16 protein-coding genes are annotated in these 21,482 nt (G+C 57.9%); 11 read left to right on the plus strand and 5 right to left on the minus strand.

Annotated elements, in window-relative coordinates; translation table 11 throughout:
• On the minus strand, window positions 1-243 hold the full coding sequence (gene acpP, locus OHL19_RS15865; RefSeq protein WP_263358698.1) for an acyl carrier protein: 243 nt from the start codon (window positions 241-243) through the stop codon (window positions 1-3).
• A gap of 329 nt (window positions 244-572) precedes the next feature.
• Here acpP and rmuC point away from each other — a divergent pair, with 329 nt between their 5' ends.
• Window positions 573-2,084, plus strand: coding sequence for a DNA recombination protein RmuC (gene rmuC, locus OHL19_RS15870; protein WP_263358699.1), 1,512 nt, complete (start codon window positions 573-575; stop codon window positions 2,082-2,084).
• A 50-nt stretch (window positions 2,085-2,134) separates the two neighbouring features.
• Here the strand turns inward: rmuC and OHL19_RS15875 are convergent, their stop codons facing one another.
• Window positions 2,135-2,707, minus strand: a complete 573-nt coding sequence (locus OHL19_RS15875) for an HIT family protein (RefSeq protein ID WP_263358700.1) — start codon at window positions 2,705-2,707, stop codon at window positions 2,135-2,137.
• Between the two features lie 515 nt (window positions 2,708-3,222).
• Between OHL19_RS15875 and OHL19_RS15880 the strand changes: the two genes are divergently transcribed.
• The 4 genes from OHL19_RS15880 to OHL19_RS15895 all read left to right on the plus strand — a co-directional run bounded on the left by OHL19_RS15880 (window position 3,223) and on the right by OHL19_RS15895 (window position 9,521).
• Complete coding sequence (locus OHL19_RS15880; RefSeq protein WP_263358701.1) at window positions 3,223-5,418, plus strand: 30S ribosomal protein S1; 2,196 nt, start codon at window positions 3,223-3,225, stop codon at window positions 5,416-5,418.
• A 160-nt stretch (window positions 5,419-5,578) separates the two neighbouring features.
• Entirely contained in the window at window positions 5,579-5,929 is a 351-nt protein-coding gene (locus tag OHL19_RS15885; RefSeq protein WP_263358943.1) for a PadR family transcriptional regulator, read from the plus strand.
• Complete coding sequence (locus OHL19_RS15890) at window positions 5,926-8,556, plus strand: ABC transporter permease (protein ID WP_263358702.1); 2,631 nt, start codon at window positions 5,926-5,928, stop codon at window positions 8,554-8,556. Before OHL19_RS15885 ends, OHL19_RS15890 begins: the two co-directional genes overlap by 4 nt.
• A 77-nt stretch (window positions 8,557-8,633) precedes the next feature.
• Entirely contained in the window at window positions 8,634-9,521 is an 888-nt protein-coding gene (locus OHL19_RS15895) for a metallophosphoesterase (protein WP_263358703.1), read from the plus strand.
• Between the two features lie 13 nt (window positions 9,522-9,534).
• Here the strand turns inward: OHL19_RS15895 and OHL19_RS15900 are convergent, their stop codons facing one another.
• Window positions 9,535-10,800, minus strand: coding sequence for an MFS transporter (locus tag OHL19_RS15900; protein ID WP_263358704.1), 1,266 nt, complete (start codon window positions 10,798-10,800; stop codon window positions 9,535-9,537).
• Between the two features lie 201 nt (window positions 10,801-11,001).
• Between OHL19_RS15900 and mtaB the strand changes: the two genes are divergently transcribed.
• The 3 genes from mtaB (at window position 11,002) to OHL19_RS15915 (ending at window position 14,469) form a co-directional block, all read left to right on the plus strand.
• Complete coding sequence (gene mtaB / locus OHL19_RS15905) at window positions 11,002-12,408, plus strand: tRNA (N(6)-L-threonylcarbamoyladenosine(37)-C(2))-methylthiotransferase MtaB (RefSeq protein ID WP_263358705.1); 1,407 nt, start codon at window positions 11,002-11,004, stop codon at window positions 12,406-12,408.
• A gap of 4 nt (window positions 12,409-12,412) precedes the next feature.
• A complete protein-coding gene (locus OHL19_RS15910) occupies window positions 12,413-13,567 on the plus strand; it encodes an alkaline phosphatase family protein (RefSeq protein ID WP_263358706.1) in 1,155 nt (384 codons plus the stop codon).
• Between the two features lie 134 nt (window positions 13,568-13,701).
• On the plus strand, window positions 13,702-14,469 hold the full coding sequence (locus OHL19_RS15915) for a dienelactone hydrolase family protein (protein WP_263358707.1): 768 nt from the start codon (window positions 13,702-13,704) through the stop codon (window positions 14,467-14,469).
• 59 nt (window positions 14,470-14,528) lie between these two features.
• Here OHL19_RS15915 and OHL19_RS15920 read toward each other — a convergent pair whose 3' ends face one another.
• On the minus strand, window positions 14,529-15,158 hold the full coding sequence (locus tag OHL19_RS15920; protein ID WP_263358708.1) for an NAD(P)-dependent oxidoreductase: 630 nt from the start codon (window positions 15,156-15,158) through the stop codon (window positions 14,529-14,531).
• Window positions 15,159-15,309: 151 nt separating this feature from the next.
• On the opposite strand from OHL19_RS15920, the gene OHL19_RS15925 reads away from it, so the two are divergent.
• From OHL19_RS15925 to OHL19_RS15935, 3 genes are all read left to right on the plus strand, one after another.
• A complete protein-coding gene (locus OHL19_RS15925; RefSeq protein ID WP_263358709.1) occupies window positions 15,310-15,780 on the plus strand; it encodes an Rrf2 family transcriptional regulator in 471 nt (156 codons plus the stop codon).
• 106 nt (window positions 15,781-15,886) lie between these two features.
• Window positions 15,887-16,501: a translation initiation factor IF-3 gene (gene infC, locus OHL19_RS15930; RefSeq protein ID WP_263358944.1), complete on the plus strand. Its 615-nt coding sequence runs from the start codon at window positions 15,887-15,889 to the stop codon at window positions 16,499-16,501.
• 88 nt (window positions 16,502-16,589) lie between these two features.
• Window positions 16,590-18,767 (plus strand): S9 family peptidase, encoded by a 2,178-nt coding sequence (locus tag OHL19_RS15935; RefSeq protein ID WP_263358710.1) that lies wholly within the window; start codon window positions 16,590-16,592, stop codon window positions 18,765-18,767.
• 63 nt (window positions 18,768-18,830) lie between these two features.
• On the opposite strand, the gene OHL19_RS15940 is transcribed toward OHL19_RS15935, so the two are convergent.
• On the minus strand, window positions 18,831-21,143 hold the full coding sequence (locus OHL19_RS15940; protein ID WP_263358711.1) for a carbohydrate binding family 9 domain-containing protein: 2,313 nt from the start codon (window positions 21,141-21,143) through the stop codon (window positions 18,831-18,833).
• Window positions 21,144-21,482 lie beyond the last annotated feature (339 nt).

The following is a 21,482-nucleotide window of genomic DNA, read 5'->3' on the forward strand; positions in this document are numbered from 1 at the left end:
TTACTTGCCTGCCTTCGCGTTCTTGTCGATGTAATCGATTGCGTCCTTGACGGTCTTGATCTTTTCCGCGTCTTCGTCGGGGATCTCGATGTCAAATGCTTCCTCAAACTGCATGACCAACTCAACTACGTCAAGCGAGTCGGCGCCGAGGTCTTCCTGGAAGCTGGCGTTGGGGGTAACCTCAGCCTCGTCGACCTGAAGCTGCTCGACGATAATCTGCTTAACTTTCTCTTCCACTGCCATGTCAATCTCCTCAGAATTTTTATAAAAACTTGCAAATCATTTTCGGGCTTTCTGACTGGTCCGATTCGCAGCGTAACACACTTGGCGTCATGCCCGATGCCTGCGTTCGTGCCGTTAGCCGCAGAAATAAAGTCTGTGCAGCCCCGAAACTCCAAGTCTATCGGGGTGCACGATGGCATGTAAAGCGAACCGGCATTCTTATGCAGACATAAAGCTCGGATAATGGGAAAAATTAAGCCTTGGTTTTTGATATGGAATCACCGGCAAAAGCTCCCGACTTTGCACAGCCAAAAGGCGTAGAATAGGCGAAACAGTGGAGGGCGATTTCTGTGGGAACATCCGTAGCACTGCTGGTAGGAGTTCTGCTGGGCGTTGTTTTGGGCTTGATTGCAGGCATTTTTTTCTCGACAGGCAAGACCGAAACTCAGAAATTACTCCGTACTCAAAGCGAGCAGACCCTTCGCGACCAACTGGCCGCAGCGCAGCGCGAGTCCGATCGCTGGCGCAATGAGGCCGAATCGCTCGCCTCCCTCAAAGGGCAACTGGCCACAGAGACCACACTCGCTGCCGAGCGGCTCCGCCAGGCAGAGGCCTTGCGTACGGAGGTAGACACGCTTCGTCAGCAATGGAACGCCAGCACTGAAACAGATCGCAGCCGATCCGCGCAGATCAGCCACCTTGAGACCACGCTTCAAAAAGAGCGGGAGAGCGCGCATGAAAAGCTCAAGCTGCTCACCGATGCCAAGGCGGAGCTGACCAATCAGTTCGAGGCGCTCGCGGGCAAAATCCTGGACGAAAAATCCACCAAATTTACAGAGCAGAACAAGCTCAATCTCGACCAGCTACTAGGACCACTGCGCCTGCAGATCAACGACTTCCGCGGCAAAGTCGAAGAGGCACAAAAAGATTCGCTGGCCGGGCGCGTGGAACTGCGCAGCAAGCTCGAATCTCTCGAAAAGCTCAACCAGCAGCTCACCGCCGAGGCGCATAATCTCACCACCGCACTGCGCGGCTCATCCAAGGCCCAGGGCGATTGGGGCGAATTCATCCTGCGCGATCTGCTCGAAAAAGCAGGCCTGCGCGAAGGCGAGCAGTACAGCTTCCAGGAGAGTTTCAGCGGAGCAGTCGATGAAGATGGCGCTCGCGGTAAAGCTGCCCGTACCGACGTAATCCTCAATCTGCCCGGCGGCCGGCACCTCGTCGTCGACTCCAAAGTCTCGCTCAATGCCTATACCGACTATTGCAACGCCGCCGCCGATGAACTCCGCAAGTCCGCACTAAGGCAACATCTGGTCAGCGTTCGCGCCCATCTCGATGGCCTTTCCAAGCGCAACTATCACAAGCTGGCCGGTCTCGAATCACCCGATTTCGTCGTGATGTTCATCCCCGTCGAACCGGCCTTTTTGCTCGCCATGCAGGAAGCAGGCGACCTCTGGCGCGAAGCCTACGAGCGCAACGTTCTGCTCGTAGGGCCGACCACCCTGCTCTTCGTCATCCGCATCGTAGACAACCTCTGGCAGCAGGAGCAGCAAGCCCGCAGCGTCGCCGACATCGTCGATCGCGGCACAAAGCTCTATGAGAAATTCGTGAACTTCGTCAGCGATTTAACCAAAATCGGAGACAGCCTCCGAGCCGCTGACGCCAGCTACCAGAGCGCCATGAGCAAACTCGGCTCCGGCTCCGGCAATCTCATCCGCCAGACAGAGATGCTGAAGAAGGCAGGCATCCGCACCAGCAAGCAGCTACCGCCCAAGCTCCTCGAAACCGCAGGCCTGGACGCAGAAGAACAAGCCGAGCTGACCTTGGCCGCAAGTGGCGAAGCAACCCCGGAAGCAAGCTGATCGAACGCAACATTGCGTGTTCCAGCATTGAGTGGTCCAGCATTGCCTGATTAATCTTTCAGCTCTGCAAACGCTGTCCGCATCCGCTTCCACGTGATGTCCAACCCCTCCGGCAAAACCCGCGTCTCCGCCACCGTAGTCATGAAATTGGTATCGCCCACCCAGCGCGGCAGCGCATGCAGGTGCAGATGTCCTGCAACTCCCGCCCCGGCTGCCTCGCCCAGGTTCATCCCAAAATTTATGCCATGCGGATTGTAGAGCTTCCGCAACATCCGCTCCGTCTTCTGCGCAAGGTCCATCAGTTCATGGGCCGTCTCCGTGGGCAGAGCGGCCAGGCTCGCCTCATGCACATGCGGAATCACCATCACATGCCCCGAAGTATAGGGAAACGCATTCAAGCAGATAAAGCAGTCGGTCCCGCGCAGCACCAGGCCCGCCGCGGATTCTGCCTCATCACGCGCCATTCCGTGGGCGATCGCGTAATCCACCGAGCCCAGCAAGTTGCAGAAAACACAGCCCAGATCGCCCGGCCAACTGCCAAGACTCGGAGGAACGCCAGGACGGATTGCCGTCTCTGCATTAGTGACATAACGATAGCGCCAGGGAGTCCAGAGCTGATCCATAAAGCCGAGTATAGACAAACCCCGGCTGTAGACGAACCGGATATAGCCGAACCGATACTTCAGGTAACGCGGAAGAACAGGCAGCGCGGAAGAACAAGAGATTCCCGATCCGGAATCTCACCGGTGCTTGAGGGCCGCAAAACAGGCCAGACGGCTAAAAACACAAAACTGCCCCAGTCAGGAACCGGATTGCACCAAAAGTAGAGCACATAGTTTGAATATCTCGTTGCAAAGTCCAGATGAGCCAAAGCCTTGCATTGACGCGGTTAATCCGGCATTGCTACACTGCACGAGTACCCTTATGCGAGGATTCCAGCATACGGGTGCGGCCGCCCACTGGCCAGCTACTCCTTGACAGGTGATTCCCAGTAGATAGACGAAGCTTCGAGCCATCAATTTTTGGCACGAATCGTCGTCCCCTCAAGTGAATCAAATCTCATAGGACCGTGACTGGATGAAGCAGGATGGCCGCGTAACCTCAGCCGAAGGCAAGCGCACGGCAGAGGCGATTACCGATGACAGGAAATTTAGGTCTACCTGTCGCGGGACCCGGAATCCCGGAGCTGGCAGTCATGGCAGACGTCCTCAATCTTGAAACCGAGAGCACACCCCTGAGCACCCAACTGGAAACCCCTGAACTTGAGTCCGCGGCCGAGCTTGTAGAGTCGTCGCACGAATCCACGTCTAACCCCGTTGTCGCTGAATTGCCTGAAACCGTGGATGTTCCCACGGCAGATGCAGATCTTGGCATAGTTACAGCTGATGCGCACATTGTAGCGGCACCGGAACCCGAAGTAGTTGCAGCACCGGTCGAAGAGCCCGTTGCTGTTCTCGAACCGGCCACCGAAGTCGCAGTCGCAGCAGCCGTCGCTGAGCCGGTAGTTGAAGCGCCAGTTGCTGAAACTGCACCCGTTGTCGCTGCTCCGGCGCCCGTTGTTTCGACGCCCAAGGTTGCCGAATCCAAGGCAATCACGCCCGTCGTAGCCAACGTTGCCTCAGTTCACGATCATGATTTCGATGGTGGCGAAGACTTCTCCGCCCAACTCGAAGCCTTTGAGCGCGAGCAGGCTGCAGAGGCCGCTGCGGTTGAAGCCTATGGCGACAGTGTTGTCACCGGCACAATCATCAAGCTGACAGACAAGCACGCGGTTATCGACGTAGGTCTCAAGTCCGAAGGTCTGCTCCCCATCGAGCAGGTTCTGGATCATGCTGGCGAACCAAAGTTCAAAGCCGGCGACCAGATCGAAGTAGTCATCGAGCGCGAAGAGCCCGAGGGCGGTTACCTCGTCTCTTACGACAAGGCACAGCGCCTCCGTGTCTGGGACGTGATCGAAAAGGCAGCCAACGACAAGACCCCGATGATCGGCACCGTAGTCAGCCGCGTCAAAGGCGGCCTGACCGTCGATATCGGCCTCAAGGCCTTCCTGCCCGGTTCGCAGCTTGAAGTTCGCCCTGTCCGCAACCTGGACGGTTACCTCGGCACGCAGATCGAAGTTCGCGTCATCAAGCTAAACAAGAAGCGTGGCAACGTCGTTGTCAGCCGCAAGGAAATTCTCGAAGAAGAGCAGAACGCCAAGCGTTCTACCACTCTCGAGCACCTGGAAGAGGGCGCGATCCTGACCGGAACGGTGAAGAACCTGACCGATTACGGCGCGTTCGTCGACCTCGGCGGCATCGACGGCCTGCTGCACATCACCGACATGAGCTGGGGACGTCTCACCCATCCCCGCGATCTCGTCAACGTCGGCGATGAAATTCAGGTCAAGGTGCTCAAGTTCGACAAGGATAAGCAGCGCGTATCCCTCGGCTTCAAGCAGCTTACGCCTGACCCATGGCTCGACGCCGTAGAGCGTTACCCCATCGGAGCCCACGTTCACGGCCGCATTCTTTCGGTCACCGACTACGGCGCGTTCGTCGAGCTGGAGCAGGGAATCGAAGGTCTGGTTCACGTCTCCGAGATGACCTGGTCCAAGCGGATGAAGCATCCGTCCAAGCTGGTCAAGCCAGGCGATGAAGTGGAGACGGTTGTCATCTCCGTCAATCCTTCTGACCGTCGCATCTCGCTGGGCATGAAGCAGCTCCTCGAAAATCCCTGGGAAAACCTCACCGAGCGTTATCCCACCGGACAGATCGTTGAGGGCCGCGTTCGCAACCTCACCGACTTCGGTGCCTTCATTGAAATCGAAGACGGCATCGACGGCCTGGTACACGTCTCGAACCTGAGCTGGACCAAGCGCGTCAAGCATCCCTCGGAAGTGCTGAAGAAGGGCGAAAAGGTCAAGGCTGTCGTTCTCGGCGTTGAACCTGAAAACCGTCGCCTCTCTCTCGGCGTGAAGCAGCTCCAACCCGATGTCTGGGAGACGTTCTTCACCCAGCACCGCGTCGGCGATGTGGTTCACGGCAAGGTACTGCGGACGGCTCAGTTCGGAGCATTCGTTGAAGTTGCTGAAGGAGTCGAAGGCCTATGCCACGTCTCTGAAGCAGTCGATGCGCATGGTCAGCCGCTGACGCTCGAGCAGGGCCAGGAGCACGAGTTCAAGATCATCAAGATGAATGTGGAAGAGAAGAAGGTCGGCCTCAGCATCCGCGCCGTTGGCGAAGAAGCAAGCCGTTCCGAAGTCGAGTCCTACAAGGCTCCGTCTTCGTCCTCCTCCTCCAGCTCCACCACCACTCTTGGCGACCTAGTCAACTGGTCCAAATTCCAGCGCTAACTTGCTGTAAGCATGACGAAAGGCCACCTCGAAAGAGGTGGCCTTTTTTATTTGCCGTAAGAATCTCTTTACATAGAAGTCCGAGTGGAGTACGCTCTATTCCCATAGAACTTCGAGTGGAGGGTGTTCCGTGAAAAAGAGAGAAGAGACAAGTGCCGACATGCTGAAAGGCACCCTGGACATGATGATCCTGCGCACCCTCGTCACCGGAGACGCCCACGGACACACCATCGCTAAAGTAATAGAGCACACCTCCGAAGATGTTCTTGAAGTAGAGCAGGGCTCGCTCTATCCCGCTCTCCACCGGCTCGAAGATCGCGGCTGGCTATCGTCCTACTGGGGCCTGAGCGAAAACAACCGCAAAGCCAAGTTTTACCGCCTGACCGAAACCGGTCGCAAACAGTTGATTCATGAGACAAACCGCTGGCGCCAGATGGCCCGCGCGATCGGGCTGGTCATGGGCGAATACGTCATGGGCGAGAAGACACTCGCCGGGGAGAATGACCTATGAGCTGGAAGAGATTCTTTCGCCGCAGTCAGGCCGATGCAGAGCTGGTGCAGGAGATGGAATCCTATCTGGCCGAAGAGATGGATGAAAACCTCGCCCGCGGCATGTCCCGCGAAGAGGCCCGGCGTCGAGCCTATGTGAAGCTCGGCAATCCTCAGCAGGTGCGCGAGGGGCTCTGGCAGCAGAATACCCTTTCCGCAGCCGACAGCCTTCTACGCGACTTGAAATATGCCGTCAGAACCTTGGCCCGTTCCCCGGGATTTACCGTCATTGCGGTCCTGGTGATGGCGCTCGGAATCGGCGCAAACGTAGCGCTCTTCACCGTGGTGCGCTCCGTCCTGTTGAAGCCGTTGCCGTTTGAAGACCCGGATCGGCTGATGATGATCTCCGAAGCCGGAGCAAGCGACTCCCCCAATCATCCCGTAGCCGGCGGCATATACGCAGAGTGGAAGAAGCAAAACCGCAGCTTCGCAGACCTGGCGATCGTCGGCAGCGCTGAGATGAATCTCTCCGGATTAGGCAAACCCGGAGCGGGCAGCCAGTTGCCAGAGCAGATACAGGGCGCCAACTGGAGCTGGAACACGCTTCACGTTCTCGGAATCCAACCTGCGCTGGGGCGAGACTTCACCGCCGAAGATGACACATCTCCAGCCAATGGCACCGTGCTGCTCAGTTGGGGACTATGGAAGCGGCGCTTCGGAGGCGATCCCGCGATCCTGAACCAGACCATCTATCTGAATACCCGCGCATACACGGTCATAGGAATTCTCCCCGCCTGGTTCTCCTATCCGGATACCTCCACTCAGCTATGGACGCCCATCTATCACGACAATCCAGAGGCGGCGATGCTGGTCCTGGACAATCACCAGTTCCAGGTAATAGGACGGCTTCGTCCGGGATTCACCGCAGAACAAGGCCGGTCCGAACTCTCAGTCCTGACGCGGCGTGTGCACAACCAGCACATGGACGATCCCTTCGTGAGCCTCGGCGCGAATATCCGGCCTCTGCTGGAAGACATCGTCGGAGATATCAGGAAGCCTCTATACGTGCTGCTTGCCGCCACAAGCTGCGTACTCCTGATCGCCTGCCTGAACGTGGCAAACCTGCTCGTTGCGCGCGCAGCCTCACGCAGCAAGGAGCTGGCAATCCGCACAGCTTTAGGTGGAGGCCGCCTGCGTCTGCTGCGCGAGCGGCTCGTGGAGAGCTTTGTGCTGACGGCGGCAGGCGGCGCATGCGGGTTGTTGCTCGCATACGGAGCAGTAGCCTGGCTGGTCAGCACCCGGCAGGACATGGCGCGTATCGAAGCAGTCCATATCGATGGCGTTGTAGCTCTATTCACCGCAGGTCTGATCGCCCTGTGCGCAGTCTTCGCCGGGTTGATCTCCTCAACGAGCATTAAAGATCAGCAATTGCTGGGCTCGCTGCAAGAGTCGGCTAGAGGGTCGAGCACCGGCCAGGGACGCGCCTCATTGCGCCGGACATTGCTCGCCTTGCAGGTCGGTCTGACCGTTGTATTGCTGGTGACCGCCGGTCTTCTCCTCAAGAGCTACCAGCGCATACGCTCCGCCGACGTGGGCTGCATCACGCAAAATGTGCTCACCATGCGCCTCAGTCTTTTCGGAGCACGCTACCAGGACCCGGCCCAGCAGGTGAACTTCTACATTCGTCTGCTGGATCGCGTCCGCGCACTCTCGGGAGTGACCGCGGCAGGCTTTGCAGATGCGGTTCCAGGCCAGGGCTACTGGGGAGACACGGGATTCAAGGTGGTTGAGCATCCACCTCTGCCAATCGGCAGAGGGCTATTTGCCATCGACCGCTCAGTCGATCCCGGCTACTTTGCCGCCATCGGAATTCCTCTCCTGCGCGGGCACGGCCTCGATCCGAGCAAACGGCTCAACCTCGCAAACGAAGTCGTCATAAGCAAACTATTCGCCGACCGCTATCTCCCCAATGAAGACCCGCTCAACAAGCACCTGATCACTCTCGACGGCCATCTCTTCACCATCGTCGGCATAGTCGGAGATACCCGTTACAGCATCGCCACCGAGCCAGTCCCGATGCAGTATTTTTCTCTGTACGCCGGTCTCTCCAATCGCGGATCGTTGGTGATTCGCTCCAATCGGGATGTAGCGATGCTGGCTACACCGATACAGAGAATTGTGCAGGAACTGGACCGTGATATGCCCGTCTCCGATGTGTTGACAATGGAGCAGCTACTAGGCGATTCCACCCACGATCAGAGCTTCAGCGCCACTCTCCTGCTGGCATTCGCTGCTCTGTCTCTCGTGCTTGCCGGTGTCGGCCTCTTCGGAGTTCTGTCCTACCTCGTAGCGCAGCGCACCAGCGAAATCGGCATTCGCATCGCGCTCGGAGCACAACGCACGCAAGTGCTTCGACTGATGCTGCTCGATGGACTCAAGCCCGCAATCTTCGGTCTCCTTCTCGGCCTCATAGCGAGCGCCGGAACCGTGCGCCTCATCCGCTCCATGCTCTATGAAACGCAGCCACTCGACCCGGCAGTCTTCCTCATCGTGACCGTCGCACTCTTGTTCGTAGCAGGACTAGCCTGCGTACTGCCCGCATGGCGTGCCTCCAGGCTTGATCCAATGCAGGCTCTCCGGGCAGAATAGCTTGCGACGGAATAGCTGGCGACAGGATAGCTCGCGATCCGATCAGAGAAATCGCGCAGAATTCGCTACGATAGGTCATGGCGTCTGTTGTTCCACCGATGCGGCGATCCACCACGCGTCGCCGCTTTCTCAAGACCAGCGCTCTCGCTGTGGCCGGACTCGCCCTTTACTCTGGCGAGGTCGAACGTCATTGGATCGATCTGAAGCACATTGACATCGCCCTGCGCGGTCTTCCGCCCGCCTTTGAAGGCGTGCGTATCGTCCAGCTCAGCGATATCCACATGGACGAGTTCACCGAGCCATTTTTTCTGCGCCATGTCGTGCAGCGCATCAACGCGCTCCAGCCGGACATCGTCCTTCTCACCGGAGACTACGTCAGCGCCAACGAGCGAGCAGCCAGTTTTGCAATCGGTGCCGCGTGGCAGTGCGCCGGTATCCTCAAAGAACTAACCTGCCCGCAGCGCTACTCCATCCTCGGCAATCACGATGTCATCGTCGGTACGGACGAGGTCACCGAGGCCCTCACCGCCAGCGGTATTCCCGTGTTGAACAACACGCATCTGCCTCTCGAACGGAACGGGGATCGCATCTGGCTGGCAGGTCTCGATGATCCATTGGCCGGCCATGCCAATGCTGAATCCGCCATCCCTGCTTCGATCCGCAATGTGCCCAACGAGCCCGTCATCCTGATGTGCCACGGCCCGGACTACATAGACCACATTCTGCGCCATCCCGTGGGTCGCTCTATCGACCTCACCCTGAGCGGACATACCCACGGCGGCCAGGTTCGCATACCATTGACCCCGGCCTTTAACCTGCCTCCGATGGGGCAAAAATATGTAGAAGGGCATTTTCAACTGGGAACTATGCAGCTCTATGTAAATCGCGGTATCGGCACCGTCGGATTACCATTCCGATTCAATTGCCCACCGGAGATCACCCACATCACGCTGCGCCGGGCCTGAATCAAAAGAGCACTTACGCAGGAATTCCGCGCAGGCGCCGTTCGCGAGTTGCCAGCCACTGCGTAAGCCCCAGCCCCATCAGCACCGCCAGCGCTGCAAAAAGATAAATCGGCGGATAACCGAATCCGCCAATGATCGCACCCGCAGCCGGTCCAATGACCATCAGCGCAAAGTCCATGAACACGGCATAAGCACCCAGTGCCGAGCCCTTATCCTGCGGCGAAATATGCCGCACCGCCTCGACACCCAGCGCCGGAAAGACCAGCGAAAACCCAAACCCGGTCAATGCCGCACCCGCAAAAGCCAATCCCTCGGAGTGCGTCAGCCACAGCAACAGCAGTCCCAGCGATTCCACAAAAAGGCATGCAGAAGCGACAGTGAATCCGCCCATTTTGTTGATCGCATTCGCAAACAACAGGCGTGCAAAAACAAACAACGCGCCAAACAGCGTGAGCGCAAACGCCGCTCCCGACCACTGCCGATGAGCAAAGTCGAGCGTGATAAATGTCGCCAGCACGCCAAAACCAACACTGCCCAGCGCCAGCCCTAATCCGTATGGCGCAACCTTCCCAAACACGTGATGGAACGGCAGCTTCTCCCCATGCGTCACGGGTACCCGGGGCAGCCGCAACCCTAGCGCTATGGGCAAAACTCCCAGCAGAATGACAAAAATACCAATCGACCAGAATCCCAGCAGTTTTTCAAGGTACACGCCCAGCGGAGCCCCAAGCGCCAGCGCGCCGTAGGTGCAAATGCCGTTCCAGCTAATCACAATAGCCGTGTGCTCCGTGCCCACACGTAAAATTCCCCACATCGTAGCGCCCGTCGAAGTCATGCTTTCGCTAGCTCCCAGCAGCAGCCTCCCGATCACCAGCAGCGAAAACCCAAGCAGCGGCAGGTGCAGGCAAAATGCGGCCAGCAGGGTGAATACGCCACTGACTCCGCATGTCACCAGGCCGTAGAGCACAGTGCGTTTGGCTCCCAGCCGATCTGCCATGCGCCCCGCCTGCGGTCGCGTCACTACGGTTGCGACATACTCCATGCTGATGATCAGCCCGGCAAGCACCGTGCTGAATCCCAGGTTGAGATGTACATACGACGGCAGAATCGCGAGCTGAACGCCGATCGCCAGGTAGCACGTAAATGTAAAAAACACATAGGGAAGAATGCGCAGCGTCGCCGATCGCTGCGACGATGGCTCTGCCACCACCCCGGCAGAAGACATCGCCACGGCAGAATCGGAACCAGACGCAGACAATACGTTAGAGGGAGTCATCATTACTTTCGCTTACCCAAATTGGATGTCCGGATCGGTCCAGAAGAATCAAGTTGGCGATTGAACAGGTTGCACTGGCTGAGCAGGTAGAGCCGTTTGAGCAGTCTTTTCTATTATAGATTTTCCGGATTTTGCGCCGCCGAATCAGCCTTCGCGAAGCCCAGCCCGCGCCCGAATCTCACCCGTTGTTATCCTTATAAGGACATGGCCAGCTTTTACGTTGAAAACTTCGGATGCCGCGCCGCCCGCGCCGATGGCGAAGCCGTCAGCACCCGCCTGCGAGCCGAGGGCCTCGCCGAACTGGCCCTCCCCGATGCCGACGTCGTGGTAATCAACACCTGCAGCGTTACCGCCGAAGCAGATCGCGATGCCCGGGCCTTCATCCGCAAGGCAAAGCGCCTCAATCCCCATGCAAGAGTTGTCGTTACCGGCTGCTACGCCCAGCGCGCACCAGCAGAAATAGCCGCTCTCGACGGCGTCTCCGCAGTCGTCGGCAACAGCCACAAGGGCCTCGTTCCCGAGATTGTGCGACAGCTCACCTCAACGAACCCCCCAGCGCCTCAACTCATCTCTCCCGAAGGCCTGCTCTCCAAAAGCACCGCGCAAATCTGGGCCGACGATAGCTTCGCCCATTCCTACATAGAAGACGCACAGGTGCTGCCAGGCGCACAGACCCGGCCCAACCTCAAAATTCAAGAGGGATGCAGCAACCGCTGCACCTTCTGCATAATCCCCACCACACGCGGCTCATCGCGCAGCCTCTCGGCAGACAAAATCCTCGCCCAGGTCCGCGGATTCGTCGCTGCCGATGGCAAAGAACTGGTCATCTCCGGCATCAATCTTGGCCGCTGGGGACGCGACCTCCATCCATCGCAATCACTGGCATCGCTCATCCAAACCATCCTCAGCGAAACATCCCTTCCCAGGCTCCGCCTAAGCTCCATCGAGCCCATGGACTGGACCCCGGAGCTGATTGAATTGATCCAATTCAGCAATGAGAACGCGCCCGGCCGCATCGCCCGCCACGCGCATCTCCCGCTGCAATCCGGCTCCGACGCCGTTCTGCGCAGAATGCACCGCCGCTACCGCCCCTGGCATTACGCTGAAAAGGTCTCCGCACTGGTCGATGCAGCCGGGCCCGAACTCGCAGTCGGCGCCGATGTAATGGTCGGCTTCCCCGGCGAAACTGACGCCGAGTTCCGCGAAACCCATGACCTGATCGCCGAACTGCCCTTCACCTACCTGCATCTCTTCCCGTTCTCGCCCCGTCCCGGCACCCGCGGCTGGGATCTCCACCGCGAAAGCCCCGTCGCCCCGCAAATCGTCGATGAACGAATGGCGATTCTTCGAGCACTCGCAGCCAGCAAGATGCACAGCTTCCGCGCAAATCTCATCGGCCGCACCCTGCCCGCAATTACGCTTAACACCGCGCCAGACCTGGCCGCAAAGGGTAGAACCAGCGCCCTCACAGACAACTATCTCCCCGTGGAACTGGCTCAATCGCTGCCTGCAAACCAGCTTGTAAATGTTGATATCACGGCAATCAATCCCGCCGGAATCCTGATAAGTGAAAGACATTCATCCGAGACCAATCTGCCTGTGGCAATCTAGTAGCATGATCCAAAAGAATTTCTGGCAAGGTCTCCGGCAGATCTCCGTCTCAATCCTTACGATCGCTTCTGCAACCCTCACTATCGCGCCGAACGCCGCAGCTCAGGCCGCCGCCGCCCGCAAGACACAGAACGTTATCGTCGTCATAATCGATGGAATGCGCTGGCAGGAAGTTTTTAAAGGTGTAGACCCGGAGTTGATCAAAACGGTAGGGCCCGCCGGTCTTCCCGCTGGCAAAGAACGCGCCGCTTATGCTGAAAAACTTTTCGCCCGCTCGTCCCAGTCTGAGAGCCGTACCGCACTCATGCCTTTTCTCTGGAACGAGATCGCAGCCCACGGGCAACTCTTTGGCAACCGCGACCTTGGCTCCGACTCGCACGTTACCAACGGCTTCAACTTCTCCTACCCCGGCTACAACGAAACCCTCACCGGCTCAGGCGATCCCAGGATCAACTCCAACGACAACATCCCTAATCCCAACGTGACCGTCTTTGAATGGCTCAACAAAAAGGCAGCTTTCCACGGTCACGTAGCCGCCTTCGGAGCATGGGAAGACTTCAACGGCATCTTTAACAAAGCCCGTTGCGGATTCCCCGTCAACGCCAGCTATGACGCCTTTACCGACATGCCCGCCACACCCGAGTTGACGCTTCTCAACCATCTCAAAACAGAAGGCGTCCGCATCTGGCCCGACGAAGTCTTCGACCCGCCCATGTTTTATACGGCGCTCGAATACGTGAAGTACGCCAAGCCTCGCGTTCTCTTCATCGGCCTCGGTGAGACAGACGACTGGGCCCACGCCGCAAGCTACGCCGAGTATCTTAATTCCGCGAATCGCTCCGACGCCTACCTCGCCGCGCTCTGGAACCTCGTTCAATCCATGCCCGAGTACAAGGACAAAACGACATTGGTAGTGCTCCCCGATCACGGCCGCGGCAACGGCGCCAAGTGGACCGACCACGGTCAGGACATCCCCGAATCCAGCCAGACATGGATGGCCTGGATCGGCCCCGACACCAAGCCACTCGGCGAGCGCAAGAGCACAACTCCAGTCACAGAAAGCGAAGTAGCCGCTACACTAGCCGCCTTGCTCGGCGAGGATTATCACGCGGCTATCCCAAATAGCGGGGCAGCAATCCACGACGTTTTGCCCCAGTAAAAACCGCGACAAGAAAATGACATTTCTTGTATTGGCCGCAGCATGGCGGGTGAACTAGAATCCTCGCCATGACACTACGAGTTGTACGACCTATATTGCTTCGCACTATCGTTGCGCTTTTTGCAATTACACTTATGGCATCGAGTTCCTCCGTACTCCACGCGCAGGACTGGGCCAAGGCCAATCTAAATAAATCTCCGCGTCATCGCGAATGGGTATCCATCAAGTACGGCAACCGCACCGTACAGGCCTTCATCGCCTACCCTGAGGTCAAGGAAAAGGCTCCCGTCGTCCTCGTCATCCACGAAATCTTCGGCCTCAGCGACTGGGCCCGTGAAATGACCGACGAACTCGCCGCAGCAGGCTACATCGCCATCGCCCCCGACCTGCTCTCCGGCCTCGGTCCAAACGGCGGTGGCAGCAGCGCCTTCCCCGATCAGGACGCAACCGTCAAAGCCGTCTCCGGTCTGAATCCCGACACCGTCACCGCCGACTTGAACGCCACCGCCGATTACGCGAAAAAACTCCCCGCATCCAACGGCAAACTCGCCGTAGTAGGCTTCTGCTGGGGCGGCGGAAACTCCTTCGCCTTCGCCACGCATCGCAAAGATCTGAGCGCAGCATTCGTCTTCTACGGCCCCGGTCCCGACGCGTCGGCAATCCCGTCCATCACCGCCCCCGTCTACGGTTTCTACGCAGGCAACGACGCCCGCATCGGAGCCACCGTCCCCGGCACAACTGAAGCCATGAAAGCCGCTGGCAAAAAATATGAGCCAGTAAGCTTCGAAGGCGCAGGCCACGGATTCATGCGCGCAGGCGAAGCCCCCGACGCCACCCCCGCAAACCAAAAAGCCCGCACCGAAGGCTTCAATCGCCTCGCCACCCTGCTCAAAGCGATGTAAATGCAAAAGCCGGATGAGAAATATCCCCATCCGGCTTTTCTGCTTTACCCAGCAATACTTCAATATCCGATCGTGAATCGCTCCCGCTCATGCTGTGGCTTCTCTAACTCATCCACAAGAGCAATCGCATAATCCTCCAGCGAAATCCGGCTGTCGCCCTTCTCATTTGCAATCAGCGCATCCTTACCCAGCCGAAATTTCCCCGTCCGCTCTCCCGGCACAAAGAAACCGGCAGGACTGAAATACGTCCAGTTGATATCCGACTTCCTCGCCATCTCCAGCACCTTTGCATGAGAAACAGCGATCGGCATCCACTCTGCCGGCAAATGGCCGCTCTCGATGACCGTTACCCCCGGCGCAACCTCCAGCGTTCCCGCCCCGCCCACAATCAGCAACCGTGCCTTCCCAGCCTCTTTCACCGCATCAATCAGGATCTGCGTAACCGTAAGCAATTTGTCCGTATCCGCCGCCGGAGGACCATACGCGCTCACCACAGCATCCGCGCCCTTGATCCTCGCGACCACGCCGGCAGTCGAATCCAGATCTCCCTGGACAACGGTCAGTTCTGCCTGTGGTGTCAATTTCGACGGATCCCGAACGATTGCCGTTACCTGGTGGCCGCGTGAGAGAAGTTCAGTAAGAATGCGGCTGCCAGCATTACCGGTAGCTCCATAAAGGGCGATTTGCATGTGTATATCTCCTGGGCAATATATGCCGCTACACCCTAGATCGTTGCAATGAGTAATTCGTCGCAATAAAAGTTACGAATAAATCGGAAATACAAATACTCTGAGACCGCAACCCTGTCCGTGAATCTATAGCCAGTACGGCAAATATCCAATGAATTCCAAATTTTCCATCGCGGTCCACGTTCTCTCCCTGCTGGCATCCACGCCCGGCGAGCGCCAGACCTCCGAATTTCTCGCCATCAGCATCGGCACCAATCCCGTAGTCATTCGCCGCCTGCTCGCCAACCTGCGCCGCGCTGGATTGGTCACATCCAAGTCGGCAGGCGGCGGTGGCTGGATGTTGACTCTCCCTTCGGATCAACTGACGCTCGACCGCGTTCGGCAAGCTGTCTCCGAAGGTGAATCCGCCAAAATGCACCGCAACCAGCCCCACCCCGCCTGCGCGGTCGGCAAAGATGTACGCCGTGTCCTCGGCGACGTTTACAAGCGCGCAGACAAAGCCGTGGACAGGGAACTGGCGCAAATCTCCATCGCGGCAATCCTCGCCTCGGCCCTGCAGGAAGAACAATCACTGGAAGCATCAATAAATCCGCAATCCTTCCGCACAGCAGCCTGCATCTAACCAGTGATATACTTGGAGCGCAAGCCTGCGTTCGAGTAACGACGCGGCCACAACACGGAGGAGCACCATCGCACTCGACAAACGTTCAGCAAAATCATTTATCCGCATCAACGAAAGAATCCGCGCACGCGAAATTCGCGTCATTGACGAAAATGGGGAACAGATGGGTATCCTTCCGCCGTTCGAGGCGTTGAAGATTGCCCGCGAGCGCGGCCTCGATCTGGTCGAAGTCTCGCCCAACGCTATCCCTCCCGTCTGCCGCATTCAGGATTACGGCCGCTTCCTCTACGAAAAAGACAAGAGCGAAAGCGCTGCCCGCAAGAAGCAGAAAGTCATCGTCGTCAAGGAAGTAAAATTCTCCGTCACCCTCGACGAACACGACTATCAGACCAAGAAGAATCAGGCCATTCGATTCCTCAACGAAGGCGATAAGGTCAAGGCCAGTCTGCGTTTCCGTGGTCGCCAGATGGCTCACCGGGAATTGGGATACTCCAAGATCAACCGCCTCATTCAGGACATCGGCGATGCAGGGATTGTCGAATTCATGCCCCGCATGGAAGGCACCATCCTGCACGCCATCATCGCTCCCTCCAAAAAGCAGGAGCAGCCCAAGCCCAAGCCAGTTGCCGCGCCACAGCAGGCCGCTGCACCAAAGCAGGCACCGGCACCGGCCGCAGCACCGCAGGAACCTGTCGCAGTCGCCGCAGCCCCGCAAGTCTGATTCCCAAAAGCTGCACAATCAAAGCCGCCTCGGCAATCGAGGCGGTTTTTCTTTTGGACAGCCGTTTTTGCCCATGTATTCTGGCCAAATGAATCAGCGATTCTCCAGCTTGTCTCGTTTCTGCCTTGGCGCATGCCTGCTCGTCTGCATCTCATCGGCTCCCCTCTCAAAAGCCGAAAATCCACGCTTTCCCAACAGCGAAGATCTGCGTCACATCCGGGCCATCGGCGGTCAGCAACTCTCGCCAGACGGTAAGTCCGTCCTGTTTTCTCTGACGGATTCCACAGCCGACGGCGCCAAGACCCACATCTGGCTGGCCTCCGTCGATGGCAGCCCAGCCCGTCAGCTCACCTACTCTCCCGCAGCCGACAAACGCGGCGAACGCGGCGCAACCTGGGCTCCCGATGGCAGCGCCATCTTCTTCCTGGCCAAACGCGGCGAAACAACACAGCTCTTCCGTCTTCCCTTCATCGGCGGCGAAGCCATGCCCTACGACCTGAAAGTCGTTCCCACCGTCGATGACTCCAAAGAAAAAGACGCGATCCCACCAGCGAAAGTGGATGTGACCCCACTCCTCAAGCCAGAATCCAAACCCGATACCAAGCCTGAGCCCATCGCCATCAACGTAAGCGGATACGCCGTTTCGCCCGACAATCACTGGCTCGCCGTCTGGGCCTCCGATCCGGAAACACCCGGTGAAAAGAAGGCTAAAGAAGCCAAAGCCGATGCCGTCTGGGTCAACCACGAGCACCACGGCGAACGCCTCTACCTCGCAGCCTTCAAATCCGATGGCACTTTAGACGGAGCATTGAAGCTGGTATCCGTTGCCCCCGATGTGCAGGAGGCCTCATGGTCCCCCAAAAGCGATCGTCTCATCGCAGTCACGGAGGAGCCGAACGAAGTCAGCGACCTCGGACCGGCCGCCAAAGCCTGGCTCGTCCAAACCAGCGCGCTGAATAAGTCAGACGCTAAATCAGACGCCAAGCCAGTCGCCCTGACCAGTCTCCCCGCCACCATTCGCGGCGGCTTCGCCTGGAGCGAAGACGGCACGCAAATCGTCTTCGGCGCACAAACCCCGGAAGACGCGCCGCCCGGAGTGGAAGAACTTTTCGCCGTCTCCGTGGATGAAAGCGTCGCCAAACCCCGCCGTCTCATGGCCGACTTTATCGGAGGCCTCGGCTATGGAGAACCAGTCTTCCTGCCCAACGGCAAAGTTCTCGCTGCTACCTCCGAAGGCACTCGCCTCTCAGTCAAAAAACTCTCTCTGGACGGCAAATCCGCTCCCGAAACCATTCAGCAAGCTACCCCGGTTATCGTCGGATTAGCCACCAACCGCAAACAAACCGGCTGGGTCTGGCTGGCCGAGGGCAGCGACCATCCGCAATCGCTCTGCTACTCCGCGACACTCGGCGGCGACTGCAAAACCCTCTCCACGCCCGACCTCGCCGCCCAGCACTTCCGCGCCGTCAAATCGCAGCTCGTCCACTGGCAAAATGAAGGCCTCACCATCGAAGGCCTGCTCTACCTGCCGCCCGACACCGGCGACAAAAAAGTCCCTCTGATCGTCGATGTCCACGGCGGCCCTCTCGGCACCTGGGAAGATCGGTACGAAGAGTGGACCGGCTTCCTCGTAGGCCACGGATGGGCCATCCTGCGCCCCAATCCCCGTGGCTCCAGCGGCTACGGCGTTAAATTCGCCGCCGCCAACAAAAATGATCTGGGCGGAGCCGACTTCCGCGACATCATGACCGGAGTCGACACCGTACTGAAAAATTACCCAATCGACTCCAGCAAAATGGCGCTCATGGGCTACAGCTACGGCGGAGAGATGGCCGGCTTTACCGAAGGCAAGACCGATCGCTTCAAAGCCATCATCTCCGGCGCTCCCGTAATCAATCAGTTCAGCGAATACGGCACCGAACGCGGTTCCTGGTACGACCGCTGGTACTTCGGTAAGCCCTGGGAGCATGTCGAGGACGCCTGGCGTCAGAGCCCGCTTTCCGGCGCATCCAAGGCGAAAACGCCCTTCCTGCTCCTCCAGGGCGAAGCCGACGTAACCGACCCGCTGGGGCAATCGGAGGAAATGTACCGCGCACTGCGTCAGGCCGGTGTTCCCGTGGAGATGGTCACTTATCCTCGCGAAGACCACGGCCCACTGGCTCGCGGCATCTTCGGCTATCCCGTCCCCGAACCGTGGCACGGCTTCGACGGCCGCCAGCACATCGTCCAGTTCCTGCAAAAAGGCTTCGGCGAAGAGCAAAAATAACGAGAGCGGATGCCCGGAGTATGCCCAGATCTCAACCCCGGGATCTGGGCATACATCCAGCCTCTACAATCGGAAAGTCCACTGAATCTTGGCCGTAATCGACTCCGCATCCGGATCCAGATTCGCACCGGGATGCGTCACATCCCGTATCCATGTCCGATCCCAGATCACATAAAAGTCGTCCCCTGGCTTGAACGTCCAGCGCATGCGTGTGTTGCTGCTCAGGGCAAAAGAAACATTGTCGTACTGCACAAACGTGCTCAGGGAGAGATCCGGACTCCACGACAGCGCCCCATTGAACTGCCACAACTTCTCCACAAAATTCCCCTGCGGCGTGTGCCCGAAATAGTTATCGGCTGCCAGTCCAAACTGAGCCTTCCCGTGCAGCGGAGTCCAGTTCAGAGAATTCGTCTGGTGGTACAGGTGCCCGTTGTAATAGCCACCCACAGAGCTATCGTTCGTAAACTGAAGCACCCTCTGCGGACTGGTCGTAATCGAGATGCCATAGCGCTGAAAGTCGAAAGAGCCCACCGGATAACTCACCTTCGGAACAATCGCAAAAGGTGTGGTCAGCGTCTCATGATCCGTATATCCGCCCAGGAAAATGGAGTCCCCGGAATTCATCGTTAAATGCACCGGTTTGAACCGGATGATCTGCGATTGCAAATTGCCGCTGGTATCGGTGATCCGGCTAAAGGCCAAGTCATACGAAGCCTGCCGAATCGCCCCAAACGGTCCGGAAGGCAAAGGGCGCGGGCGATACGAACACGAAGCATCCGTCTGATGCGTCTGAGGCCTCGGAATAAACCCCAGCAACGGCTCGAAGCCATCCCCAAAGCGGCCCATTCCCGCCGTACAGTTCACCAGGTCATTCGGATAATCGAAGCGAACTCCCCACGCCTGCCTGGTCCCCAGCGGAACATCCCCCTGCGTCGTCGCCGCCCATCCGCCCAGTTGTAAACTGCGCTTCTTCAGAAAAGTAGAAGTCTGCCATATCGCATCCACTCCCGCCAGCGTGTTTGAAACCAGCGCTTCCGGATCGCCATGCGTCATCATCGTTCCCACCCGAAGATGCTTGTCCACGTCGTAGGCAATTCGGCTGGCAAAAAGATTGGTTGCCTCCACCCGCTGCGAGGGCAGCCCCAATGTCGAAACCACGATCTCCGGAACGTTCGTGCTCCCCGTCTCCACATCCAGGCCCGCTACGCTCCACCGCCCAACATGGCCATTCAGCTTCACGCCTCCGCGCAACGGAATGTCATATCCATCCAGCAGGCCGATATTGCGGCTAAAAAACGGTACAAACGTCGTTCCCAGGTCCAGCCCGAAGACATATTGGTTCGCGCCCTCCAGGAAAAACTCCCGCTTCTCCGGAAAGTACAGTGGAAACGGAGTGATATTGATTTGGCGCGAATCCACCTCCGTCTCGGCAAAATCGGTATTGACCGTAAACACGCTCGCCAGTTGCGGAGTAATTCTCCACGTCAGCTCGCCACCCCCTGCGCCAAGCCAGTTGCGATCCGGCCCCAGAAAGTTATGCAGCATCTCGCCGCGGGCATAAGGCGCAATCTCAATTCCATGCCCCTGCTTCAGCGGAGTCATCACCTCCAGCACCCCCGCCCGGCTCATATCGAAGAGGTCTGAATCCAGTGTCGGAGAAGCCCAGCGCAGCTCCGTCAAATCACGCGTGATTGACCGGTCCAACTGCAGACCCCAATGCGTAGTCCTGCCGCCAAACCCCAGCGTCTGCGCCGGAATCCAGATCTCCGCCGTCCACCCATCCGCAGTCTTCGATGTCCGCGCATTCCAGATGCCGTCCCAGTCCAGCGAAACATTCCCCGGCCCGGCCACCAGTCCATCCACCCGTCCAGCCGCCGCATTGATCTGGAAATAGTAGGCTGTCCGCTTGTCCCCAAACGAATCCAGCTCTACGGAAACAGTATCGTCCCCGCTCTGATCGCCATCCCTCGTCAACGTGTGTGTATTGATTGCCGATGGTTTTGGATCATGGCAGTTGAAGCCAAAAATCAACGCATCGCCCGAAACCAGCACCCGCACTTCTGTTAAATAAGGAGTCGGCTTGCCAGGAAGAGGAGATTGCTGGGTAAGCAATATTGGCTCCGCATCGATCCACGCCAGCTCATTCAATTTGCCATCAATCGTGATTTCCCCGCTTGCCTGTCGCGCATGAACCGTCGGAGCAGACGCAATGGAAGGCATCTCTGGAACCTGCCCAGCGGCAGCAACAGGGCAGAGCATCGCACCAGGCGCAGCCACCCCATACAGCAATACCCAAACCAATACCCGAATTTTCAGCGCCAACAAACGCACGTGTGCGCGCTTCTCATGAAAAATTCCTGGCACAGGTGGCCGCATCAGTTCGAATCTTCCCTGTTGGTTGCAAGTACTGATGCTGGATCCAAAGGATCGAATGGCTTTCAGTCTCGGTGGATGTAAATCTCCCATGCGGGGACACAAGTAAGCCCTGAACTCGACAATCGATCCATTGGGGGAGACGATTTCAGTGTGAATTTATACTATGCGCACGATTGCACTGGAAGCGATACAACTCTGGTCCTGCTCAACGGGCCAACCTGAAATATTTGAATAAAATTTTGTGTAAATTACTGAAATTCTACAAAATTGCAATAATTTGATTACTGTTAAGTAATTACGAAATTATTGTTTCAAAGCAGAAACAAGACCGGCAAATCC

The sequence above is a fragment of the Acidicapsa ligni genome (assembly GCF_025685655.1).
Classification (GTDB): domain Bacteria; phylum Acidobacteriota; class Terriglobia; order Terriglobales; family Acidobacteriaceae; genus Acidicapsa; species Acidicapsa ligni.